This is a genomic window from Streptantibioticus silvisoli (assembly GCF_027947535.2).
Classification (GTDB): Bacteria; Actinomycetota; Actinomycetes; order Streptomycetales; family Streptomycetaceae; genus Streptantibioticus_C; species Streptantibioticus_C silvisoli.
This window is the reverse complement of sequence record NZ_JAAGKO020000021.1, coordinates 85,761-105,864: the sequence shown is the minus strand read 5'-3', so window position 1 is coordinate 105,864 and position 20,104 is coordinate 85,761. Positions and strand designations below refer to the sequence as shown.

The 20,104-nt window shown below is 75.4% G+C and carries 16 protein-coding genes; 9 read left to right on the top strand and 7 right to left on the bottom strand.

Annotation, left to right across the window (positions count from 1 at the left end):
* The first annotated feature begins 355 nt into the window (after window positions 1–355).
* Window positions 356–1,408 (top strand): DUF2637 domain-containing protein, encoded by a 1,053-nt coding sequence (locus tag POF43_RS16110; protein WP_271317729.1) that lies wholly within the window; start codon window positions 356–358, stop codon window positions 1,406–1,408.
* Between the two features lie 44 nt (window positions 1,409–1,452).
* Here the strand turns inward: POF43_RS16110 and POF43_RS16105 are convergent, their stop codons facing one another.
* Complete coding sequence (locus POF43_RS16105) at window positions 1,453–1,653, bottom strand: hypothetical protein (RefSeq protein WP_271324458.1); 201 nt, start codon at window positions 1,651–1,653, stop codon at window positions 1,453–1,455.
* Window positions 1,654–1,720: 67 nt separating this feature from the next.
* The gene (locus POF43_RS16100; protein ID WP_282698882.1) at window positions 1,721–2,167 is read right to left on the bottom strand and encodes an ATP-binding protein; all 447 of its coding nucleotides are present in this window, start codon (window positions 2,165–2,167) and stop codon (window positions 1,721–1,723) included.
* Window positions 2,168–2,480: 313 nt separating this feature from the next.
* Between POF43_RS16100 and POF43_RS16095 the strand changes: the two genes are divergently transcribed.
* Window positions 2,481–5,585 carry an alpha-mannosidase gene (locus POF43_RS16095; RefSeq protein WP_271324460.1) on the top strand — a complete coding sequence of 1,035 codons (3,105 nt, stop codon included), beginning with the start codon at window positions 2,481–2,483 and terminating at the stop codon, window positions 5,583–5,585.
* Between the two features lie 18 nt (window positions 5,586–5,603).
* Here the strand turns inward: POF43_RS16095 and POF43_RS16090 are convergent, their stop codons facing one another.
* Window positions 5,604–6,521, bottom strand: a complete 918-nt coding sequence (locus POF43_RS16090) for a protein phosphatase 2C domain-containing protein (RefSeq protein WP_271317408.1) — start codon at window positions 6,519–6,521, stop codon at window positions 5,604–5,606.
* Between the two features lie 1,156 nt (window positions 6,522–7,677).
* Between POF43_RS16090 and POF43_RS16085 the strand changes: the two genes are divergently transcribed.
* From POF43_RS16085 to POF43_RS16075, 3 genes are all read left to right on the top strand, one after another.
* Window positions 7,678–8,613: a hypothetical protein gene (locus POF43_RS16085; RefSeq protein ID WP_282704611.1), complete on the top strand. Its 936-nt coding sequence runs from the start codon at window positions 7,678–7,680 to the stop codon at window positions 8,611–8,613.
* Window positions 8,614–8,752: 139 nt separating this feature from the next.
* A complete protein-coding gene (locus tag POF43_RS16080) occupies window positions 8,753–9,235 on the top strand; it encodes a DUF456 family protein (protein WP_271323967.1) in 483 nt (160 codons plus the stop codon).
* 449 nt (window positions 9,236–9,684) lie between these two features.
* A complete protein-coding gene (locus POF43_RS16075) occupies window positions 9,685–9,807 on the top strand; it encodes a hypothetical protein (protein WP_271315443.1) in 123 nt (40 codons plus the stop codon).
* Between the two features lie 7 nt (window positions 9,808–9,814).
* On the opposite strand, the gene rsgA is transcribed toward POF43_RS16075, so the two are convergent.
* Both rsgA and POF43_RS16065 read right to left on the bottom strand, forming a co-directional pair.
* Window positions 9,815–10,927: a ribosome small subunit-dependent GTPase A gene (gene rsgA, locus POF43_RS16070; RefSeq protein WP_271323966.1), complete on the bottom strand. Its 1,113-nt coding sequence runs from the start codon at window positions 10,925–10,927 to the stop codon at window positions 9,815–9,817.
* A gap of 139 nt (window positions 10,928–11,066) precedes the next feature.
* Window positions 11,067–12,203 carry a YihY/virulence factor BrkB family protein gene (locus POF43_RS16065; RefSeq protein WP_271323965.1) on the bottom strand — a complete coding sequence of 379 codons (1,137 nt, stop codon included), beginning with the start codon at window positions 12,201–12,203 and terminating at the stop codon, window positions 11,067–11,069.
* A gap of 18 nt (window positions 12,204–12,221) precedes the next feature.
* Here POF43_RS16065 and POF43_RS16060 point away from each other — a divergent pair, with 18 nt between their 5' ends.
* Together POF43_RS16060 and POF43_RS16055 are read left to right on the top strand one after the other, a co-directional pair.
* Entirely contained in the window at window positions 12,222–13,859 is a 1,638-nt protein-coding gene (locus POF43_RS16060) for an acyl-CoA dehydrogenase family protein (RefSeq protein WP_271323964.1), read from the top strand.
* A 304-nt stretch (window positions 13,860–14,163) separates the two neighbouring features.
* Window positions 14,164–15,426: a helix-turn-helix domain-containing protein gene (locus POF43_RS16055; protein WP_271323963.1), complete on the top strand. Its 1,263-nt coding sequence runs from the start codon at window positions 14,164–14,166 to the stop codon at window positions 15,424–15,426.
* Here the strand turns inward: POF43_RS16055 and POF43_RS16050 are convergent.
* Window positions 15,365–17,107, bottom strand: coding sequence for a glutamate synthase subunit beta (locus tag POF43_RS16050; protein ID WP_271323962.1), 1,743 nt, complete (start codon window positions 17,105–17,107; stop codon window positions 15,365–15,367). The genes POF43_RS16055 and POF43_RS16050 overlap by 62 nt on opposite strands.
* Window positions 17,108–17,368: 261 nt before the next feature.
* Window positions 17,369–17,920 carry a GVDTG sorting domain-containing protein gene (locus POF43_RS16045; RefSeq protein WP_271315449.1) on the bottom strand — a complete coding sequence of 184 codons (552 nt, stop codon included), beginning with the start codon at window positions 17,918–17,920 and terminating at the stop codon, window positions 17,369–17,371.
* A gap of 423 nt (window positions 17,921–18,343) precedes the next feature.
* Here POF43_RS16045 and POF43_RS16040 point away from each other — a divergent pair, with 423 nt between their 5' ends.
* The gene (locus POF43_RS16040) at window positions 18,344–19,066 is read left to right on the top strand and encodes a class F sortase (protein WP_282704610.1); all 723 of its coding nucleotides are present in this window, start codon (window positions 18,344–18,346) and stop codon (window positions 19,064–19,066) included.
* Window positions 19,067–19,261: 195 nt separating this feature from the next.
* Entirely contained in the window at window positions 19,262–19,843 is a 582-nt protein-coding gene (locus tag POF43_RS16035; RefSeq protein WP_271322493.1) for a GNAT family N-acetyltransferase, read from the top strand.
* Window positions 19,844–20,104: the final 261 nt, after the last annotated feature.

Below are 20,104 nucleotides of genomic sequence, written 5' to 3'. Positions count from 1 at the left end.
CGTTCGGGCGAATGCCCCCTATTTCACCACTCAACCCCCGGCTCCGCTGCGGCGCGGCCCGTCTCATCACGGCACACCCCGACAACGCGGAGCTGATGTGGAGATTTCATGAAGACATCGGCACGTTCACAACAACACCGGCACCCGCGGGGGGTTTCGGGGCCACCTGATAGGGTGCCGCGGATTGGATCAACTCCCCATTAGTCACACGGGAGTTCGATACTTCGGCAACGCTCCTCCGGTCAAGACCCGCTCATTGGCGTTGTCTTGTCCCGAAACCCCCTCAGGGCCGCGGGGCATTCGTCAGGATGGCGCGCAGCGCGAAGACATAGCGACAGCTAAAGGGACCCACCAGATGAAACTTACGGACATATCGCTGGATTGGACGCTGTCGGGCGCCGTGGGCATCGCGGTGGCGATCGTGGCGGTGATCATGATGCTCAAGGGCCGCAAGGCCAGGGCGGCGGGGGCGTCGATGGATTCCTGGGAGCGCGGCGAGGAACGCCGGCGGCAGAAGGAGGCGCTGTACGGCAGCGCCTCCTACGTGCTGCTGTTCTGCTGCGCCGGGGTGGCCGCGGCGCTGTCCTTCCACGGGCTGGTCGGCTTCGGCCGGGAGAACCTGGACCTGGCCGGCGGCTGGGAGTACCTGGTGCCGTTCGGCCTGGACGGCGCGGCCATGTTCTGCTCGGTGCTGGCCGTGCGTGAGGCGAGCCACGGCGACGCGGCGCTCGGTTCCCGCCTGCTGGTGTGGACCTTCGCGTCGGCCTCGGCGTGGTTCAACTGGGTGCACGCCCCGCGCGGCTTCGGCCACGCCGGCGCCCCCGAGTTCTTCGCCGGCATGTCGATGTCGGCGGCGGTGCTGTTCGACCGCGCGCTGAAGCAGACCCGCCGCGCGGCGCTGCGCGAGCAGGGCCTGGTGCCGCGTCCGCTGCCGCAGATCCGGATGGTCCGCTGGATCCGCGCGCCGCGTGAGACGTACAAGGCGTGGTCGCTGATGCTGCTGGAGAACGTGCGCACCCTGGACGAGGCGGTCGAGGAGGTCCGCGACGACCAGCGCCAGCAGGAGCAGACCCGGCTGGCCCGGCGCGACCACGACCGCATGGAGCGCGCCCGCATCAAGGCCATCTCCCGGCAGCACCGCGGCTGGGGCGGCCGGCCGCGCGGCGGCGGACGCCAGGTGGAACTCCCGTCGGCCCACCAGTCCAGCGCCGCCAGCGGCGAAGTTGCGGAGCCTGCTATAGGCGACTCCACCGAGCTTCCCGCAGCCCAGCAGCGTCCGGCGCTCCAGCCGGTGCGCGGTGAGCGCACCAGCGTCGTCGACCTCACCGCCGAGGACGACACGCAGACCCTGCCCCGCCTGGACTCCCTGGAGGCCAAGCTGAAGGACCTGGAGCGGCAGTTCGGCTGACCGAACCCGCCCCGGAGCCCTGAGAACGCCGAGCCCCGCCGCCGTCACCGGCGCGCGGGGCTCGGCGCTTTCCTGGACCCGTCCGCCAGCGGGCGCACCGGGTCGTCCGGCGCGTTCAGCGACGCGTGCGCCGCGTTCAGCGGTCCGTGCGGGACGTTCACCGGGTCGTCCGGTACGTGCGGCGCCGTGTCCGGCACGTGCAGCGCCGCGGTCGGCGCGTTCACCCGTGCGTGCGGCGCGTTCACCGGCTGACCGGCCGGTATCATCGTGTTCCACAACCGGCTGACCGGCACGGTCCGTCCGCCGCGCCGCTCACCCGGGGTCGCCGGTGAGCTCGAACCAGACGGATTTACCGACCGGTTGCGGGCGTACGCCCCACGCGTCGGCGAGGGCGCGGACGATCAGCAGGCCGCGGCCGCCGGAGGCGTCGTCGGAGGCGGGCCGGGGGTAGGGGCGGTGCGGGGCGTCGTCCTGCACCTCGACCCGTAATCGGGTGCGCTGCCCCTGGGTGAGCAGGGTGGCGGTCAGCAGCGCGCCGCCGCCGGTGTGCACCAGGGCGTTGGTCACCACCTCGCTGAGCAGCAGTTCCGCGGTGTCGCGCAGGTCCGGCACGCCCCAGTCGGCGAGGCGTCGGCGCAGCAGGCCGCGGGCCTCGGCGACCGCGCTCAGGTCGGCGTGCCGCAGCCGGCGCCGTAACTCCCGGGTCACGGTCGTCTCCGCGGCACCCCGGACCGGCCGTGCCTCGGGACGTCTGTCCATCGGTTCCGTTTCGGCGCCCGTCACAAGTCCCCCTTAGAACGGCGTCGCGAGATGCATTTCCCGTCCACACCTCCCCCACGCGCGGTGTCGGCGGGAAATCGCGGGTGCGGACCGCGCGCGGGCGGGGAACGGAAGCACCGCGGGGCGCGCGGTCGGCGAACGGATGCACGGGAGGGCGCACGCCGGGGCGCTCCGGGGGGCGATCCCGGCGGAAATCGCGGCGTGGCGGCGGCCGGTCGGTGCGCGGCGGGCGTGATCGGGGAAGGGTGGCAGGTGCACGCACGCGCCGCCGCAGCCGAAGCGAGGGAACCGCATGCACGACGACCGCACCCTGGTCGAAGGGCGCCTTGAGCGCGCCCTGGACCAGTTCATCAGGCCCGCCCAGTACACCGACCGGGCACCGCTGTCCGTCCGCGCCTGGCACGTGCGCGGTGAACCGGTGCCGGTGGCCGAGGCGTTGCGGGCGGCCTACGAGCCGTTCGAGCCGGGGACCGCGTGGGGCTCCCCGTGGTCGACCAGCTGGTTCCGGATCGAGGGCGAGGTGCCGGCCGGCTGGGCCGGGCGGCGGGTGGAGGCCGTGCTGGACATCGGCTACAGCGCCGAGGAGCCGGGGTTCCAGGCGGAGGGCCTGGTCCACGACGAGGCCGGGGTGCCCATCAAGGGCGTGCACCCGCGCAACCGGTACGTGCCGGTCGGCTCGCCGGCCGCGGGCGGTGAACCGGTGCGGCTGCTGCTGGAGGCGGCGGCCAACCCGGCGGTGCTGAACGGCTTCCGGCCCACCGCGCTGGGCGACGTGCTGACCGCGGGCGACGCGCCGCTGTACCGCTTCGGCTCCGCCACGCTGGCGGTGCTGGACGAGGACGTCTGGCACCTGGTGTTCGACATCGATGTCCTCAACGAGCTGATGCGCGAGCTGAGCGCCGCCGACCCGCGCCGGCACGAGATCCTGCGGGCGCTGGAGTTCGCGCTGGACGCCCTCGACCTGCACGACGTGCCGGCCACCGCCGCCGCGGCCCGCGCCGAGCTGGCCGGCGTGCTGTCCCGCCCGGCCCACGCCAGCGCGCACCGGCTGTCGGCGGCCGGGCACGCGCACATCGACTCCGCCTGGCTGTGGCCGTTGCGCGAGACCGTGCGCAAGGCGTCGCGGACCTTCGCCAACGTCACGCAACTGGCCAAGGAGTACCCGGAGTTGGTGTTCGCCTGTTCGCAGGCGCAGCAGTACGCGTGGGTCAAGGAGCACCAGCCGCACATCTGGGAGCGCATCAAGGAGGCGGTGCGGGAGGGCAACTGGGCGCCGGTGGGCTCGATGTGGGTGGAGTCGGACGCCAACATGCCGGGCGGTGAGGCGCTGGCCCGGCAGATCACGCACGGGAAGCGGTTCTTCCGCGAGGAGTTGGGGGTCGACACCGAGGAGATCTGGCTGCCGGACTCGTTCGGCTACACCGCCGCGTTCCCCCAACTGGCCAAGCTGGCCGGGGTGCGCTGGTTCCTGACCCAGAAGATGTCGTGGAACCAGACCAACAAGATGCCGCACCACTCGTTCTGGTGGGAGGGCATCGACGGCACCCGGGTCTTCACCCACTTCCCGCCGGTCGACACCTACAACGCCACCTTCCACGCCAGTGAACTCGCCCACGCGGTGGCCAACTTCGCGGACAAGGGGCTGGCGACCCGGTCGCTGGTGCCGTTCGGCTACGGCGACGGCGGCGGCGGTCCCACCCGCGAGATGCTGGAGAAGGCCCGGCGGCTGCGGTCGCTGGAGGGGTCGCCGCGAGTGGAGATCGAGAAGCCGGCGGCGTTCTTCGAGGCGGCGGAGGCGGAGTACGGCCAGCGCGCGCCGGTGTGGTCGGGCGAGATGTACCTGGAGCTGCACCGGGCGACCTACACCACGCAGGCCAAGACCAAGCAGGGCAACCGGCGCAGTGAACACCTGTTGCGCGAGGCGGAGTTGTGGGCGACCCGGGCGGCACTGTCCGCACCGGGCTACGTCTACCCGTACGAGGAGCTGGACCGGATCTGGAAGACGGTGCTGCTGCACCAGTTCCACGACATCCTGCCCGGCTCGTCGATCGCCTGGGTGCACCGCGAGGCCCGGCAGACCTACGAACGGGTGCGCGAGGAGCTGGAGGCGATCACCGCGCGGGCGGCGCACGCGCTGGGCGCGGCGGCCGACGCGGCGCCGGGCGACGGCCCGGTGCTGCTGAACGCCTCGCCGTACCCGCGTGCCGAGCCGGTGACGCTGCCGGACGGCGGCACCGGATGGGTCGAGGCCCCGGCGCTGGGCGCGGCCCGGCCGGCGTCCGCACCGCGGGACGCGCGGGTCACCGCGACCGCCGAGGGCGGCGGATACCTGCTGGAGAACGCGCTGTTGCGGGTCGTGGTCGACGGTGAGGGACTGCTGGCGTCGGTGCACGACAAGACGGCCCGGCGCGAGGTGCTGGCGCCCGGCGCCCGGGGCAACCTGCTGCAACTGCACCCGGACCACCCCAACCAGTGGGACGCCTGGGACATCGACCGGCACTACCGGCGCCGGCACACCGACCTGACGCAGGCGGAGTCGGTCGACCTGGTCGAGTCCGGACCGCTGCGCGCGGTGGTGCGGGTCACCCGGGCGTTCGGCGCCGGTTCACGCGTGGTGCAGGACGTCACGCTGAGCGCCGGCAGCCGCCGGATCGACGTGGTCACCGAGATCGACTGGAAGGAGTCGGAGAAGGTCCTCAAGGCCGCCTTCCCGCTCGACGTGCACGCCGAACGGGCCACCTCCGAGGTGCAGTTCGGCCACGTCCACCGGCCGACCCACACCAACACCAGCTGGGAGGCCGCCCGGTTCGAGACCTGCGCCCACCGCTGGACGCACGTCGCGGAACCCGGCTACGGCGTCGCCGTCCTCAACGACTCCACCTACGGCCACGACACCACCCGCGTCCGGCACGAGCAGGGCGCCGGCACCACCGTGCGGCTGACCCTGCTGCGCGCACCGCACAGCCCCGACCCGGAGACCGACCAGGGCACCCACCGCTTCACCTACGCGCTGCTGCCCGGCGCCGACCCGGGCGACGCGGTGGCCGCGGGCCTCGCCCTCAACCTGCCGCTGCGCCAGGTGGGTTGGGGCTCGGAGCCGCTGCCGCAGCCGGTGGTACGGGTCGACCACCCGGCGGTCACCGTGGAGGCCGTCAAGCTCGCCGACGACCGCTCCGGCGACGTGGTGGTCCGGCTGTACGAGTCGCACGGCGGCCGGGCGTCGGCCACCGTGACGGCCGGCTTCCCGGTGGAACGGGCGTCGGTGACCGACCTGTTGGAGCAGCCGCTGCACCTGGCGCCGGCCCCGGACGGCCCGGACGCCGGGATCGCCGTGGAGCTGCGGCCGTTCCAGATCCTCACCCTGCGGCTGTCGGTACGCGCCCGGGCCGGCCGCTGACCGCCGGGACGCGCCGGGTCAGCCCGCCTCCGGCGCGTCCCAGACCGCGACGGCGCTGCGGTCACCGGTGTGGCCGGGCACCGGCAGGCTGAGGTCGGCCAGGAACCCGGCGCCGTTCGGCGGCGCGGCCGGCGGTGCCCAGCGCGCCGCCAGCCGCGCCGCCAGCCGGGGCGCGCCGCGCAGGGCCCCGGCCAGCCCCGGCCCGTACAGCAGCGTCACGTCGCCGGGCCGCCCGAGGTCGGCGGTCAGCCGGAAGGCGCCCTCGGGCGTGCCGGGGGCCAGCGGCCGCCAGACACCGCCGCGCATCCGCAGCGGCACGCCGGGGCCGACCCCGAAGTACACCCGGGCCGCGCTGACGGTGCCGACCGGCAGCAGGGCGGCGGACAGCGGGCTGTCGCCGGAGGTGGACCGCACGCGTTCGGTGATCCGCCGCAGCCCGGCCCGCAGCGCCTGTTCGCGGCCGGCCCGCAGGTCGTCGAGCAACGGCACGCGGTGGTTGCCGACGGCCTCACCCAGCGCCCGCAGCACGGCCGCCGACGCCGGATGGCCACCGCCCGGACCGCCGTCGCCGGCCAGCGCGAGCAGCAGCACGGCGTCCTCCCCCTCGCCGAACCGGGCGGTCAGCAGCGCCTCCCCGCGCGGTGCGCCCAGGGCCCGGGCGTCGTCACCGCGCACGGACAGCGCCCGCACGGTCAGCCGTCCGTAGCCGGCCCCGTCCAGCACGGTGTCCGGCACCAGGTCCGCCAGCCGGTCCGGGTCGGCGGCCGGCCACAGCGCCGGCGCCGTCGGGCGCAGCCCGGCGTGCGCGGTCGCGACCTGCGCCCAGCCGGCCGGCAACGCGGGCACCGGCGAGTCGGCCGCCGGCTCCGGCGGCGCCGGCACCCGCGCCGGCACGTAGGGCCGCGCCGGATCACGTTCCCCGCTGGCCCGCGGCACGGCCCCGACCTGCCACCCGAAGGCCCCGTCCCCGCGCTCACCACCCGCCGGGGACGACGGGACGACCGGCGGCGGGGTTACGGGCCGCGGGGCTATGGACGGAGGCGGGGGCGGGGGCCAGGCGGCGGCGGGGGGATCGGTCGGGGGCACGGTGGGTGAGGCGGCGGGGAGCGGGGGTGCGGTCGGGGGCGCAGTCGGGCCGGCGGGGGGCGTGACCGGCGGACCGGCCGGGGGCGGAGGCGCGTCCGACGGTGCGGAGGGGGAGGCGTCCGCCGGTGAAACGGCCGGGGGCGCGTCCGACGGTGAAACGGCCGGGGGCAGAGGCGGAGCCAGAGCCGGAGTCGGGGTCGGAGCCGGAGACGGGGTCGGGGTCGGGCTTGGGGTCGTAGGGCCGGTCGGAGGCGCGGTCGGAGGTATGGACGGTGAACCGGCGGAGGACGAGGGCGGATTCGGAGGACCGGCCGGGGGCACGGAGGGTGCACCGGCGGAGGCCGGAGGCACGGACGGCCGACCGGCCGGAGGTGCGGACTGCGGACCGATCCGGGTCGGAGGCGGGGTCAGCGGACCGATCCGGGCCGGAGGCCGGATCGGCGAACCGGCCGGAGACGCGGATTGCGGACCGGCCGGCGACGGAGCCGGAGGACCGGCCGACGCCGGAGCCGGAGGAGCGGCCGACGCCGGAGCCGTAGGACCGGCCGGAGCCGATGGACCGGCCGGAGACGCGGCCGGCGGACCGGTCCGGGCCGGAGGCGGAGAGCCGGCCGGGGGCGTGCTCGGCGAACCGGCTGGGGCTGGAGACGCGGCCGGCAACCCGGCCGAAGGCGAAGTCGGAGGCGGAGGCGAAGTCGGAGTCACGGTCGGCGCGGTCGGCGCGGTCGGCGCGGTCGGCGCGGTCGGTCGGCGCAACGTGAGCGGCGGCATGACGGGCGGCCGGCGGACCGCCGGGCGCGGCGGGGCGGAGGGGGATGTCCCGGCCGAGCGCGGCGGATCGGCCGGGGGCGCGGACGCCGCCTGACGCGGCGGATCGGCCTGGACCGGCGGAACGGCCCCGGCCGGCGGCGGCATGGGACCGGGGTCGGCGCCCGCACCGGGAGACGGTGGGGCCGGGGGGCGCGGGGACGCGGGACTCGCTGCCCGGGAGGACGGGGGCGCCGCCTTGTCGAGGGACGTCCTCCGGTCCGCGGAGGGCGGGTCGGGGGGCGGCGGCACGGGCTGCGACGGCACCGCGGGCGGCACGTCGAAGGACGGCGGCGAAGGCCAGGAGGGCGCGGCGGGCGACGCCGGCGTGGTCTCGAAGGGCCCGGAGGAAGGCGGCTCCGCCCAACCGGGAGCAGCGGGAGACGGCGGTGCGGCCTGCCACGACACGTCCGGCGACGGCGACGCGGACCACAGCGGCACGTCCGGTGCAGGCGGGCCCGGCTGCGGCGGCACGTCCGCCGACGGCGGCTTGGACCGGACCGGCGCCGGGGAAGACGGCCCCGGCCGACCAGGAGTGCCCGGAGAGGGCGGCGCGGGCGGCGACGACACGTCCGGCGCTCCCGGCGCAGGCCACGACGACGTCGACCCCGACCGACCAGAAGCAGCAGAACCAGGAGCAGCAGCAGACGATGGCGGCGGCGCGGCCTGCGAGGACACGCCGGACGACCCCGGCACAGGCCACGACGACGGCCCCGACCGACCGGGAGCGGCCGGAGACGGCGACGCGGGCGGCGACGGCGCGTCGGACGACGGCGACGCGGACCACCACGGCGGCACGTCCGACGACGGCGGGCCCGGTTGCGGCGGCCCGTCCGGCGACGGCGGCTCGGAGCGGAACGGCTCCGGCGACCGTGGCCCGGGCCCGTCAGGAGCGGCGGGAGGTGGCGGCACCGGCCCCCACGGCGCGCCCGACGAGGGCGGCGCGGGTTGCGACGGCGCGTCCGGCGGGGGCGCGGACCAGGGCCTGGGGGGCTCGGGGGGCGCGGCGCGGTTGCGGGGCCACGGCAGGACGTCCGGCGCCGACAGCGGGATGTTCTCGCGGAAGGAGAACGTGGGCGGGGTCGGGCGCGGCTCGGGGGCGGCCGGTGGCGGCTCGGCGGACGGGTCACCGTAGAGGTCCCCCCACCATTCGTCCTCGGTCGGATGTCCGCTCTCCCAGGTGGCACTCATCCCTTCATCGTGCCCAGCGTTGGCCATGGCTCAACCGCGACCACGACCGGGCGGGGCGCGGGCTTGTCGGGCAGTCTGGAGGCATGGGGTCGCTGCAGCTGTGCCTGGTGGGTCTGGCCATGCTGGCCGGGCTGCTCGCCGTGGCGGTGCCCGGTGTCCCGGCGCCGCTGGTGTGCTGGGCGGTGGTGCTGTGGTGGGCGTCGGCGGTGCACACCGCGACCGCCTGGTACGTGCTGTTCGGCTCGGCGGTGGTGCTGGCGCTGGGCCAGGTGCTGCGCCGGCTGGCGCCCGGCCGCCGGCTGCGGGACTCCGGGATCGACCGGCAGACCCTGGTCACCTGCGTGATCTGCGGCATCGGCGGTTTCGTCGTGCTGCCGGTCGTCGGCGGACCGCTGGGGTTCGTGGCCGGGATGTACGCGCAGTCGCGGCCCCGCGGCGGCGGCCACCGGGCGGCGGTGGCGGCCACCCGGACCGCGATGCGCGCGGTGGGACTGTCCGTGCTGGCGGAGCTGTTCACCTGCCTGCTGGTGGCCGGCGCCTGGCTGGTCGCAGCGGTGACCAGCTGAGACGGCGGGCGCCGGGACGGCGGACGGCCGGCGCGAAAACCGCCGGTGCGGAGACCGGCGGCACGAAGGACGCCGGTGCGGAGACCGCCGGTGGCGCGGGCATCCGGTGGCGGACGGCCCGTTCATCGCCTGGTTCAAGGACCCGGCGGGCAACGTGCTGTCGGTTCTCCAGGAACGGTGAGCGCCGCAGCGGCAGTTGGTGAGCGTGCCGTCAACAATCCGTGCAGCAGGGATCGTTGACGGCACGCGTGTGCCACGAACGCCAGCGGGCCGTGGCGGCACCCGGGTTGGGGCGGACGTTCCCCCTCCGCCAGGCACCGGCGCCGCGGCGGGAGCGAACCCGCGTGCGAAGGAAAAAGGGTGTGGAACCGCCCCGGCGAGGGAAGGTCACGGGCAGATAGCAACCGTGAAGAGCGCGTGAACGCCCTGTCAATTCGCTGGAGGAGCACATGCTTTACTCGATCGTGCTGGGCATAGTCATCGTCGCGCTGGGCGCCGGCAGCGTGGTCTACACCTTCTGGCACGAAGGTGACCCGATCCAGCCGCGCCGACGGCGCCGCAACGCGAGCTGACCATCCGTCAGCGGCGGCCGTCCCCGGCGCGTCCCGCGCGCCCCTGACGCTCGCCGCGCTTGGCCTCGCCCGTCAGCCGGCCCTCGGCGGAACGCCGCTTCCACACGCGGCGCTGTTCCGCCCGCAGCCGGGCGTCGGTGCGCGAGGCGATCCACGCGTTCTCACGCAGCAGTTTGCGGTAGCTGTCCAGCCGTCGGACCGGCAACGTGCCGTCGCCGACGGCTGCCAGCACCGCGCAGCCGGGTTCCGCGGTGTGGCCGCAGTCGTGGAAGCGGCAGCGCGCGGCGAACTCCTCGATCTCGGCGAAGACCTGCCCGACCCCGTCGCCGGCGTCGAACATGCCGACCCCGCGCACCCCCGGGGTGTCGATGAGGCAGCCGCCGCCGGGCAGCGGCAGCAGGTCCCGGGTGGTCGTGGTGTGCCGCCCCTTGCCGTCGGCGTCGCGGACGTCGTTGACCGCCTGGGCCCGGCTGCCGACCAGGGCGTTGGTGAGGGTGGACTTGCCCGCGCCGGACTGGCCGATCAGCACCGTGGTGCCGCCGGACAGCGCGGCGGTGAGCACGTCCGTCCCGGCGCCGGTGGCGGCGCTGACCGCGAGCACGGTCACGCCGGGCGCGGCCGCCGCGGTGTCGGCGACCAGCTGGCCGAGGCCGGGCTCGGGGAGCAGGTCGCACTTGGTGAGCACGACCAGCGGTTCGGCACCGGACTCCCAGGCCAGGGCGAGGAAGCGTTCGACGCGGCCGAGGTCGACGTCGCCGCAGGCGGCCACCGCGATGACCACCCGGTCGACGTTGGCGGCCAGCACCTGGCCCTCGGAGCGTTTGCTGGAGGTGCTGCGGACCATGACGTTGCGGCGCGGGAGCAGCGCGCGCAGCACGGCCGGGTCGCCGGCGGCGTCCAGCGCCGCCCAGTCGCCGGCCGTGACCCAGTCCAGCGGGTCGCGGGCGCTGAGCGGGGTGAGGTCGGCGCGGACCGTGCCGTGCGCGGTGACCGCGTCGCACAGGGTGCCGAAGACCCGCAGCACGCGGGCCGGGAGGAGTCCTGCCGCGGCGTGCGGGGCGAAGGCGTCAGCGCGCTGTTCGTCCCAGCCGTAGGCGGACAGGGAGATCGGGGTGTTCACGGTGGAAGCCCTTCGAGGCAACGAGATGGGGAGAACGGCTCGAACGGACGCGGGCGGCGTCCGGCAGGGTGACGGCCATGGTCCGCACCTCCCAACTCACCTTGAACGTATGCCCCACTGACCTGGGACGACAGGGACGCTACCGGTCGCCCCCGGGGCCGTCCACCGGTTTTCCACCGGCCCCCTCGCCGCCGTCCCGACCGCCCCGGCGACCGTCCGCCCCGTCCTCCGCCGGCCCCTTCGCCGACCCCTTCGCCGCATCCCCGGCACCGGCCGCACCGGTCTCGGCGCCCCCGCCGCCGTCGCCCCCGTCGGCGGCCCCGCGTTCCGCCCGCTCCGCGCGGGCCGTGGCGGTGGCGGCCGAGGGCCATACGCGGTCGATGGAGGCGTTGACGGCGGCGCCGATGAGCACCGCGAACGCGGAGACGCCGATCCACAGCAGGACGGCGACCGGCGCGGCCAGCGAACCGTAGATCGTCGGGCCCTCCACCGCGTGCTCGAGGTAGATGCGCAGCAGGAAACTGCCCAGCACCCACATCAGCAGCGCCACCAGCGCGCCGGGCACGTCCTCCAGCCAGCGCGAGCGCACCGGGACCGAGACGTGGTAGAGCGTGGTCAGGAAGGCCACCGACAGCACCAGCACCACCGGCCAGTACAGGACCTCGACCGTGCCGGCGCTGTGCGGGATCCAGTCGCGGACCGCGTCCGGGCCCGCCACCACCAGCGGCAGCACGATGGCGCCGACGATCAGCGCGACGACGTACAGCCCGAAGGACAGCAGCCGGGTGCGGACGATGCCGCGGCGGCCCTCCAGGCCGTACATGATGGTGATGGTGTCGACGAAGACGTTGACCGCGCGGGAGCCGGACCACAGGGCGATGACGAAGCCCAGCGAGATGATGTCGGGGCGGCCGCCGCGGAAGGCGGTGTCGACCAGCGGGCGCACCAGCTGGTCCACGCCGTTGTCGGACAGGACGGTGGCCGACGCGCTCAGGATGTTGTCGCGGATGTGGTCGATGGTGTCGGCGCCGACCGCCTCGTCGAGGTAGCCGAGCGCGCCGACCAGGCCGAGCAGCAGCGGCGGCAGCGACAGCAGGACGAAGAAGGCCGCCTCGGCCGCGAGCCCGGTGACCCGGTACTCCACGCAGGTGTGGAAGGTGTCCTTGACCAGCAGCCGGAGCATCCGGCGCTGCCGCAGACCGCGCAGGACCGCGCGGGCGCGGGGGTGGCGGCTGCGACCCGGAGGCGGTGGGGGTGTTCCATCGTCGGCCTGCACCTGCCTACCGTAGCTGTCATGGCAGTCCCCACACATACCGTGACCAACCAGGTCCCGACGCTGGTCGCGTACGACGTATACGGCGGCGACCCGGTGCTGACCGAGGGCGTCGCGCGGCACGCCGCGCCGGAACGCCTCGACGAGATCACCACCGAGCTGAGCGAGCTGGGCCGGTCGGCCGGCTCCGCGCAGGCGCAGCGCTGGGGCGAGGAGGCGAACGCGAACGAACCGGTGCTGCGCAGTCACGACCGCTACGGCCACCGGATCGACGAGGTCGACTTCCACCCGAGCTGGCACCGGCTGCTCGGGCACGCGGTCTCCGCCGGGCTGACCGGGGCCTGGTCGCGGCCGGACGGGCACCTGCGGCGGGCGGCCGGCTTCATCACCTGGACCCAGGCGGAGGCCGGCCACGGCTGCCCGCTGTCGATGACCCACGCGGCGGTGCCGGCGCTGCGCCACGAGCCGGCGCTGGCCGAGCTGTGGGAGCCGCTGCTGACCTCCCGGGTCTACCAGCCCGAGCTGCTGCCGGCCGCGGAGAAGTCCGGCGCGCTGTTCGGCATGGGCATGACGGAGAAGCAGGGCGGCTCCGACGTGCGGGCCAACACCACCCGGGCGGTGCCACTGGCGGAGGACGGCACCTACGCGCTGACCGGCCACAAGTGGTTCTGCTCGGCCCCGATGTCGGACGGCTTCCTGGTGCTGGCCCAGGCCCCCGGCGGCCTGACCTGCTTCCTGCTGCCCCGGGTGCTGCCGGACGGCACCCGCAACACCTTCGCCGTGCAGCGGCTGAAGGACAAGCTCGGCAACCGCTCCAACGCCTCCTCCGAGGTGGAGTTCTCCGACACCTGGGTACGCCGGGTGGGTGACGAGGGCCGCGGGGTGGCCACCATCATCGAGATGGTCGCCGCCACCCGGCTGGACTGCGTGTCCGGCTCGGCGGCCACCATGCGGCAGGCGGTCGCGCAGGCCGTGCACCACGCCACGTACCGCGAGGCCTTCGGCGGCCGGCTCGCCGACAAGCCGCTGATGCGCAACGTGCTGGCCGACCTCGCGCTGGAGTCCGAGGCGGCCACCACGACCGCGCTGCGGCTGGCGGCCTCCTGCGACCTCGACGACGAGCACGAGCGGGCGCTGCGCCGGATCGCGGTGCCGGTGGCCAAGTACTGGGTGACCAAGCGCTGCCCGGCGGTGGCCTACGAGGCGCTGGAGTGCCTGGGCGGCAACGGCTACGTCGAGGAGTCGGGCATGCCCCGGCTGTTCCGCGAGTCGCCGGTCAACGCCATCTGGGAGGGGTCGGGCAACGTCCAGGCGCTGGACGTGCTGCGGGCGCTGGGCCGTGAACCGCGGGCGCTGGAGGCGTTCTTGACCGAGGTCGGCCGGGCGCGCGGCGCCGACCACCGGCTGGACGGCGCCGTCAAGGACCTGCTGCACGAGCTGGCCGACCTGGAGGGCGTCGAGGGGCGGGCCCGGCGGCTGGTGGAGCGGATGGCCCTGGTCCTTCAGGGCTCGCTGCTGGTGCGGTACGCGCCGTCGGCGGTGGCCGACGCCTTCTGCGCCTCCCGGCTGGGCGGCGACTGGGGCAGCGCCTTCGGCACCCTGCCGCACACCTTGGACCTGGCCGCGGTGGTGGACCGGGCGCGGCCGGCGCTGGACTGACCCCGGTGGGGTGGGTGGTGCCGCGCCGACTCGGCACCACCCCGGGCCGCACGACCGGTTCGCCCGGGGGCGAGGGCCGGCGCGAGCCCGGTTCACTCTGCGTCAAAGGCGAGCGGCCGCACAATGGTTGCAGTACGTTGCAACCTTCCCGCGGGACACGGCGGTCGGCGCCGTCGCGCGGGGTGGCGTGGCGTCGTCCGGACCGGAGAGACCGCAGGTGAACCGATCGAACGTCCCTCGGCGCGGCGAGGCCCCGCCCTCCCGGGCCGAGGTGCGGCGCGGAAATCTGACGTATCAGCAACTGATGGACCATGCGGGCCCGTCGGCGAAGCAGAACGGGCAACTACGCCCGCTGATAGGTGAGTCGTGGCACCGGGTGCTGCGGGTGGGGATCGACCCGGACCGCGGCGGCCCGCCCGACGGGCTGCTGAGCGCCGAGGAGTTGGAGCACCGGCGGACCACCAGCCGGATCGGCGAGGTGCTCGGCACGCTGCGCGAGGGACTGTCGGCGCTGGCCGGCACCGAGACGACGATGCTGGTGGTCTGCGACGCCGAGGGGCGGGTGCTGTGGCGGGACGGCGGCCGGGGGATGCGGCGGCAGGCCGAACGGGTCGCGCTGTTCGAGGGCTCGTCGTGGTCGGAGGCGACGGCCGGCACCAACGCCATCGGCACCTCCCTGGTGGCCCGCCGCCCGCTGCGGGTCGACGCCGGGGAGCACTTCGTGCGCGCCCTGCGCGAGATGTCGTGCGCCGCGGCCCCGCTGCACGATCCGCGCGACGGCTCGCTGCTCGGCGTGGTCAACGTCGCCAGCCCGGCGGCGCTGCGGCAGCCCGCCACCTTGGCGCTGGTCAGCGCGGTGGCCCAGGTGGCGGAGGGCGAACTGCGGCTGCGGCACTGGGAGGCGGTGGACCGGCTGCGGTCGGTGGCCGCGCCGCTGCTGGCCCGGATCGGCGGGCGGGCGGTGGCGGTCGACCGCGACGGGTGGACCGCGGCGGTGACCGGGATGCCGCCGGCCGGCCGGATCGCGCTGCCCGCCGATCCGGTCGCGGGCCGGACGTGGCTGCCGTCGCTCGGCCGCTGCGTGCTGGAACCGCTGCCGGGCGGCTGGCTGATCCGCTTCCCCGACGCGGACGAGGCGCCGGGCGGCGCCGGACAGGTCGTGGTCGATCTGACGTCGGCCCGCTCGTGGTCGGTCAGCGTGCACGGTCCCTCCGGTTCGTGGACCCGGCCGCTCAGCCCGCGCCACGCCGAACTGCTGTTCGCGCTGGCGCTGCGCCCCGAGGGCAGCACGGCCGCCCAGCTGGCCGCCGACCTGTTCGGCGACACCGGCCGGGCGGTGACCGTCCGCGCCGAGCTGTCCCGGCTGCGCCGCCACCTGGGCGCCGTCCTGGACCACCGCCCCTACCGGTTCGCCGAGGCCACCCCGGTGCGGCTGCTGCGGCCGGCCGACCCGCGGGACCTGCTGCCGTTCTCCACCGCGCCGGCGGTGCTGGCCGCGCGCGGGCTCACGCCGCCATCGGACGATCGCAGGGGCGGACCGGGGCGGGCAGGTCCGGCTCACCGGTGAGCCGGCGGTGGACGGCCGCCGCCGCGGACCGGCCCTCGGCGATGGCCCACACGATCAGCGACTGACCGCGCCCGGCGTCCCCGGCGACGTAGACGGCAGGACGGCCGGCGGTACGGCGCTCCGCGGTCGCGTCCTCGGCCGGCCCCGGGCCGCTTCCCGGCGCTCCCGTGCCGCTGGCCGGCGGTGTCGCGGGGCCCTCCGGCGGCGCCGTGCCGTACGCCGCAGCCCCCGCGCCGTCCGTCGACGGTGCCGTGGCACCCGCCGGCGCTCCCGCACCGCCGCGCGACGATCCCGCACCGCCCTCCCGCGTCCCCGTACCGTCCTCGCCCGGGCCGGAAGGGGCCGGGGCGTCGTCCGTGGTGAGGGCGGCGTAGTCGTCGCCGCGGGCGAAGGAGCCGTCGGGGGCGAGGCGCAGGCCGAGCTGGGCGAGCAGCCCGTCGGAGGTGTCGGGGCCGGTGAACCCCAGGGCGAGCAGGACGAGTTGGGCCGGCAGGACGCGTTCGGTGCCGGGTGCGGGGCGGCGGGTGCCGGGGTCGGCGTCAGCGATCCGCAGCGCGGTGACGTGTCCGGTGTCGTCGCCCTCGAACCGCAGGGTGGCGGCGGAGAAGACCCGCACGTCCGGCGCGCCGGGCCGCCGGGACAGCACCCGGCCCTCCTCGTACGCCGCCGAGGTGGACAGCACCCGGGGGTGGACGGGCCAGGGCTCGTCGTCGGCCCGTCGCGTCCCCGGGCGCGGGCGGATGTCGAGCTGGACGACGGAGGCCGCGCCCTGCCGGACCACGGTGCCCAGGCAGTCCGCCGCGGTGTCGCCGCCGCCGACGATGACCACGTCCTTGCCGCGTGCGCTGACCGGTGAGGCGGCCAGGTCGCCCTGCTGGACCCGGTTGGCCGGCGGCAGGTACTCCATGGCCTGCCGGACGCCTGCCAACTCCCGCCCGGCCAGAGGCAGTTCACGCCACGCACCGGCACCGGTGGCGACGATGACGGCGTCATGACGCTCCATCAGCTCGTCGGCGGACACATCGACGCCGACGGTGACGCCGGTCCTGAAGACGGTTCCCTCGGCGCGCAGTTGGCGGATGCGGCGGTCGATGTGGCGTTTCTCCAGCTTGAACTCCGGTATCCCGTACCGCAGCAGGCCGCCGAGCCGGTCGGCGCGTTCGAGGACCTCGACGTCGTGGCCGGCCCGGGTCAGCTGCTGGGCGGCGGCGAGCCCGGCGGGCCCGGAGCCGATGACGGCGACCGAGAAGCCGGTGTGCTTGCCGGGCCGCAGCGGGCGGACCAGGCCGGCGTCCCAGGCGTGGTCGGCGATGGCGCGCTCGACGTCCTTGATGGTCACCGGGTCGGCGTTGATCGCCAGCACGCAGCCGGTCTCGCAGGGGGCGGGGCACAGCCGGCCGGTGAACTCGGGGAAGTTGTTCGTGGCGTGCAGGCGTTCCACCGCCGTGTCCCAGTCGTCGCGGTAGGCCAGCGTGTTCCACTCGGGGATGAGGTTGGCCAGCGGGCAGGCGTTGTGGCAGAAGGGGATCCCGCAGTCCATGCACCGCCCGGCCTGGGCACCGACGATGGGCAGCAGTTCCTGGCCCTGGTGGACCTCGTGCCAGTCCGCCACCCGCTCCGGCACCGGCCGGCGCGGGCGGGAGCGGCGTGCGGTGCTGAGGAATCCTGTCGGATCGGTCATCCGATTCTCCCCCCGACCACCACACCGGAACGCGCTCTGACGTTCCAGGGTACGTCGCCGGGGTGCGATAAAAGGCTTATCCACCTATTTGTTCGCCGCGGCCGCCGGGACCGGCCGGATCGCGGGGACCGCCGGTACCGCCGGGGCTGCCCGTACCGGCCGACCGCACGACCGGCCGGACCGCCCGACGACGTGCGGCCGCCCCCTCACCCGGAGGCGAGGGGGCGGCCGACCGCTACGTCAGGTGTACCCGTGGTGACGTCAGATGCCGGCGCCCGGACGACGACGCTTGAGGTACACGCCGCCACCGGCGACCGCGGTGGCCAGAAGGCCGCCACCGAGCGCGGTCTGGGTGGTGTTCATGCCGGTGATGCTGCCGCCCAGGCCGGTGTCGGCACCGTGCGAGGGGTGGTGGGCGCAGTAGCCACTGCGGCCGTGGTTGCCACGGTCGCCGCCGCGGTCGCCACGGTCGCCACCACGGCCGCCGCGGTCGCCGTCACGGCCACCGTCGTCGCCGGCCCACGCCTGCTCACTGTCGTTGTACTGGTTGGCGGAGTCGTCTCCGCCGCCCATCCGGCCGCCACCGTCGCCGCGGTCGCCACGGTCGTCGCCGCGGCCGTTGCCACGGTCGTCCCCGCGGCCGCGGTCGTTGCCGCGGTCGTCGCCACGGCCGTGCTCGTGGCCACCGCGGTGACCGCAGTCACCGTAGGAGTAGGCGGAGGGGGTGAAGTCGTCGGCGAAGGCGATCGGGGCGGAGAGGCCGAACGCCATGCCCGCGAGGGCAGTGGCGGCGAGTGCGCGAGTCACGAACATCTGGGAGTCCCTTCCATGGGAGCGCCTGGGGCGGTTTGCCCCGAGTCGGGGGGTGCGCTTCCACGACGAGATTCACCCGGCCCGGCTGACGCCGCATCCGCAGACCGACCGTCAGATCATCAGCAATCCACCCCCGCCCAGCCGTTGATGCCCAGGTCAGCGGGGTCAAGCGGCCCGCCGCCGGGGCCGTTCATGATCACCCGGACAGCGGCGCTCCCCCGGGGTGAGGCCACCCGTTCGCCCGTCATCGGTCGCTGCCGCCGGGGCCCGGAACTAGCGTCACCGGCAGTGAGAGGGGCGGCCGGCGGAGCGATCCCGCGGCCGGCCGGCCCCCGTCGAGCAACCCAGGAGGCGGTCGTGGCCGGCGGCGACACAACGGATGAGGGACAGCGGCCGGCAGGGCGGCGCTACACGGTTCCGCTGATGATCGCGGCCACCGCGTTCATGGCGGTGTCGATGATCCGGCACGGTGGCGACGGCACCCCGCCCCCGCAGCCCGGCGCGGTCGACGCGCCGGACGCGGTCGCCACCGGGCCGGCCGCCGGCACCCCGCAGACCGACGCCCCGGCGGTGGGTGCTCCGGCGGTGGGCGCCGCGACGGCAGGTGCTCCGCTCGGTGGCGAACCCGCCGACCCCGACCCCGCCCCCGCCCCCGCCACACCGCAGCCGTCCGCTCCGCCGGCGCCGCTGGCGTTCTCCGCGCCGACCGAGGTCCGCATCCCGGCGCTCGGGGTGAACGCGCCGCTCACCACGGTCGCCTCCGAGCCGGACGGCGGCATCGGCGCGCCGCCGCCGGCCTACAAGAACCTGGCCGGCTGGTACACCGACGGCCCCTCCCCCGGCGAGCGCGGCACCGCGGTCATCGACGGGCACGTCGACAACATGCAGGGGCCCGCCGTCTTCTACGGCCTCGGCGCGCTGCACAAGGGCAACACGGTCCAGGTCACCCGCTCGGACGGCAGTACGGCCGTCTTCACCATCTACGGCGTCCAGGTCTTCGCCAAGGACTCCTTCCCCGGCGACGAGGTCTACGGCGACCTCGGCGGTCCCGAACTGCGGGTCATCACCTGCGGCGGCGGATTCACCAAGAAGACCGGCTACGACAGCAACGTCGTGGTCTTCGCCCGGCTGACGGCGGTCCACTGACGGCTCCCCGGGCCCACCGCCGAAGGCACCCGCCGGCACCGCCGGACACGGCACCCGCCGGCCACGGCACCGCCGCCCCGCCATCCGCTCCCACCGCACGCCACCACGCCGCACGCCCGGCACCCCGCCGCCCGCCGGGCCCCCACCCCCGCCCCACCCGTCCCGTCGCGCCGGCCGCGTGGTTGGGTGAGGCGCATGAGCGACGTCACCGTGACCACGTGGTCCCTGGAGCAGACCTCGCCGGGCGATCTGGCGCCGGCGGCGGAACCGGACGCGGCCGCGGGGGTGCGGATCGTGCGGGCCGGGGTGCCGTCGGTGGCGTTCAGCCGGTTCCTCTATACGGCGGTGGGCTGCGACGTCAGCTGGACCGACCGGCTGGAGTGGCCGGCGGAGCGCTGGCGGGAGTTCCTGGAGCGGCCCGGCGCGGAGACCTGGGTGGCGTACGAGGACGGCACCCCGGCGGGCTACCTCGAACTGGACCCGCAGGACGACGGCCAGGTGGAGATCACCTACTTCGGTCTGCTGCCGCAGTTCCGCGGCCGGCGGATCGGCGGGCACCTGCTGTCGTACGGCACCGCCCGCGCCTGGGACCTGGCGTGCCGCGCGCCGGACCGGCCGGACACCCGGCGGGTGTGGGTGCACACGTGCAGCCTCGACGGCCCGCACGCGCTCGCCAACTACCGGCGGCGCGGCTTCCGGGTCTTCGACGTGCGGCGGGAAGCGGAAGGCGGGCCGGCCGCCGGGGACCGGTCGGACGGCGCTCGCGGCCCGGCGTGAGCCAGGCCACATAACGTTCACGCAGTGAGACACGAACGTCCATGATGTGGACAATGGTGGACTGGCCGGAGTTTGCCGTGCCACGCTTCCGTCATGTCTCGCACTGGAATAGCCTTGGTCTGTCGGCTGCACGTCGACCACGGCCGCATGTCCAGCGCCATCTGTCCGGTGAGCTGACCGTCCAGCGCCGACCTGCCACCACGCCCACGTCACAGCGGACGCGCGACGCCCCGCGCCCGTGATCCGCGGGTCGGGCCGCCT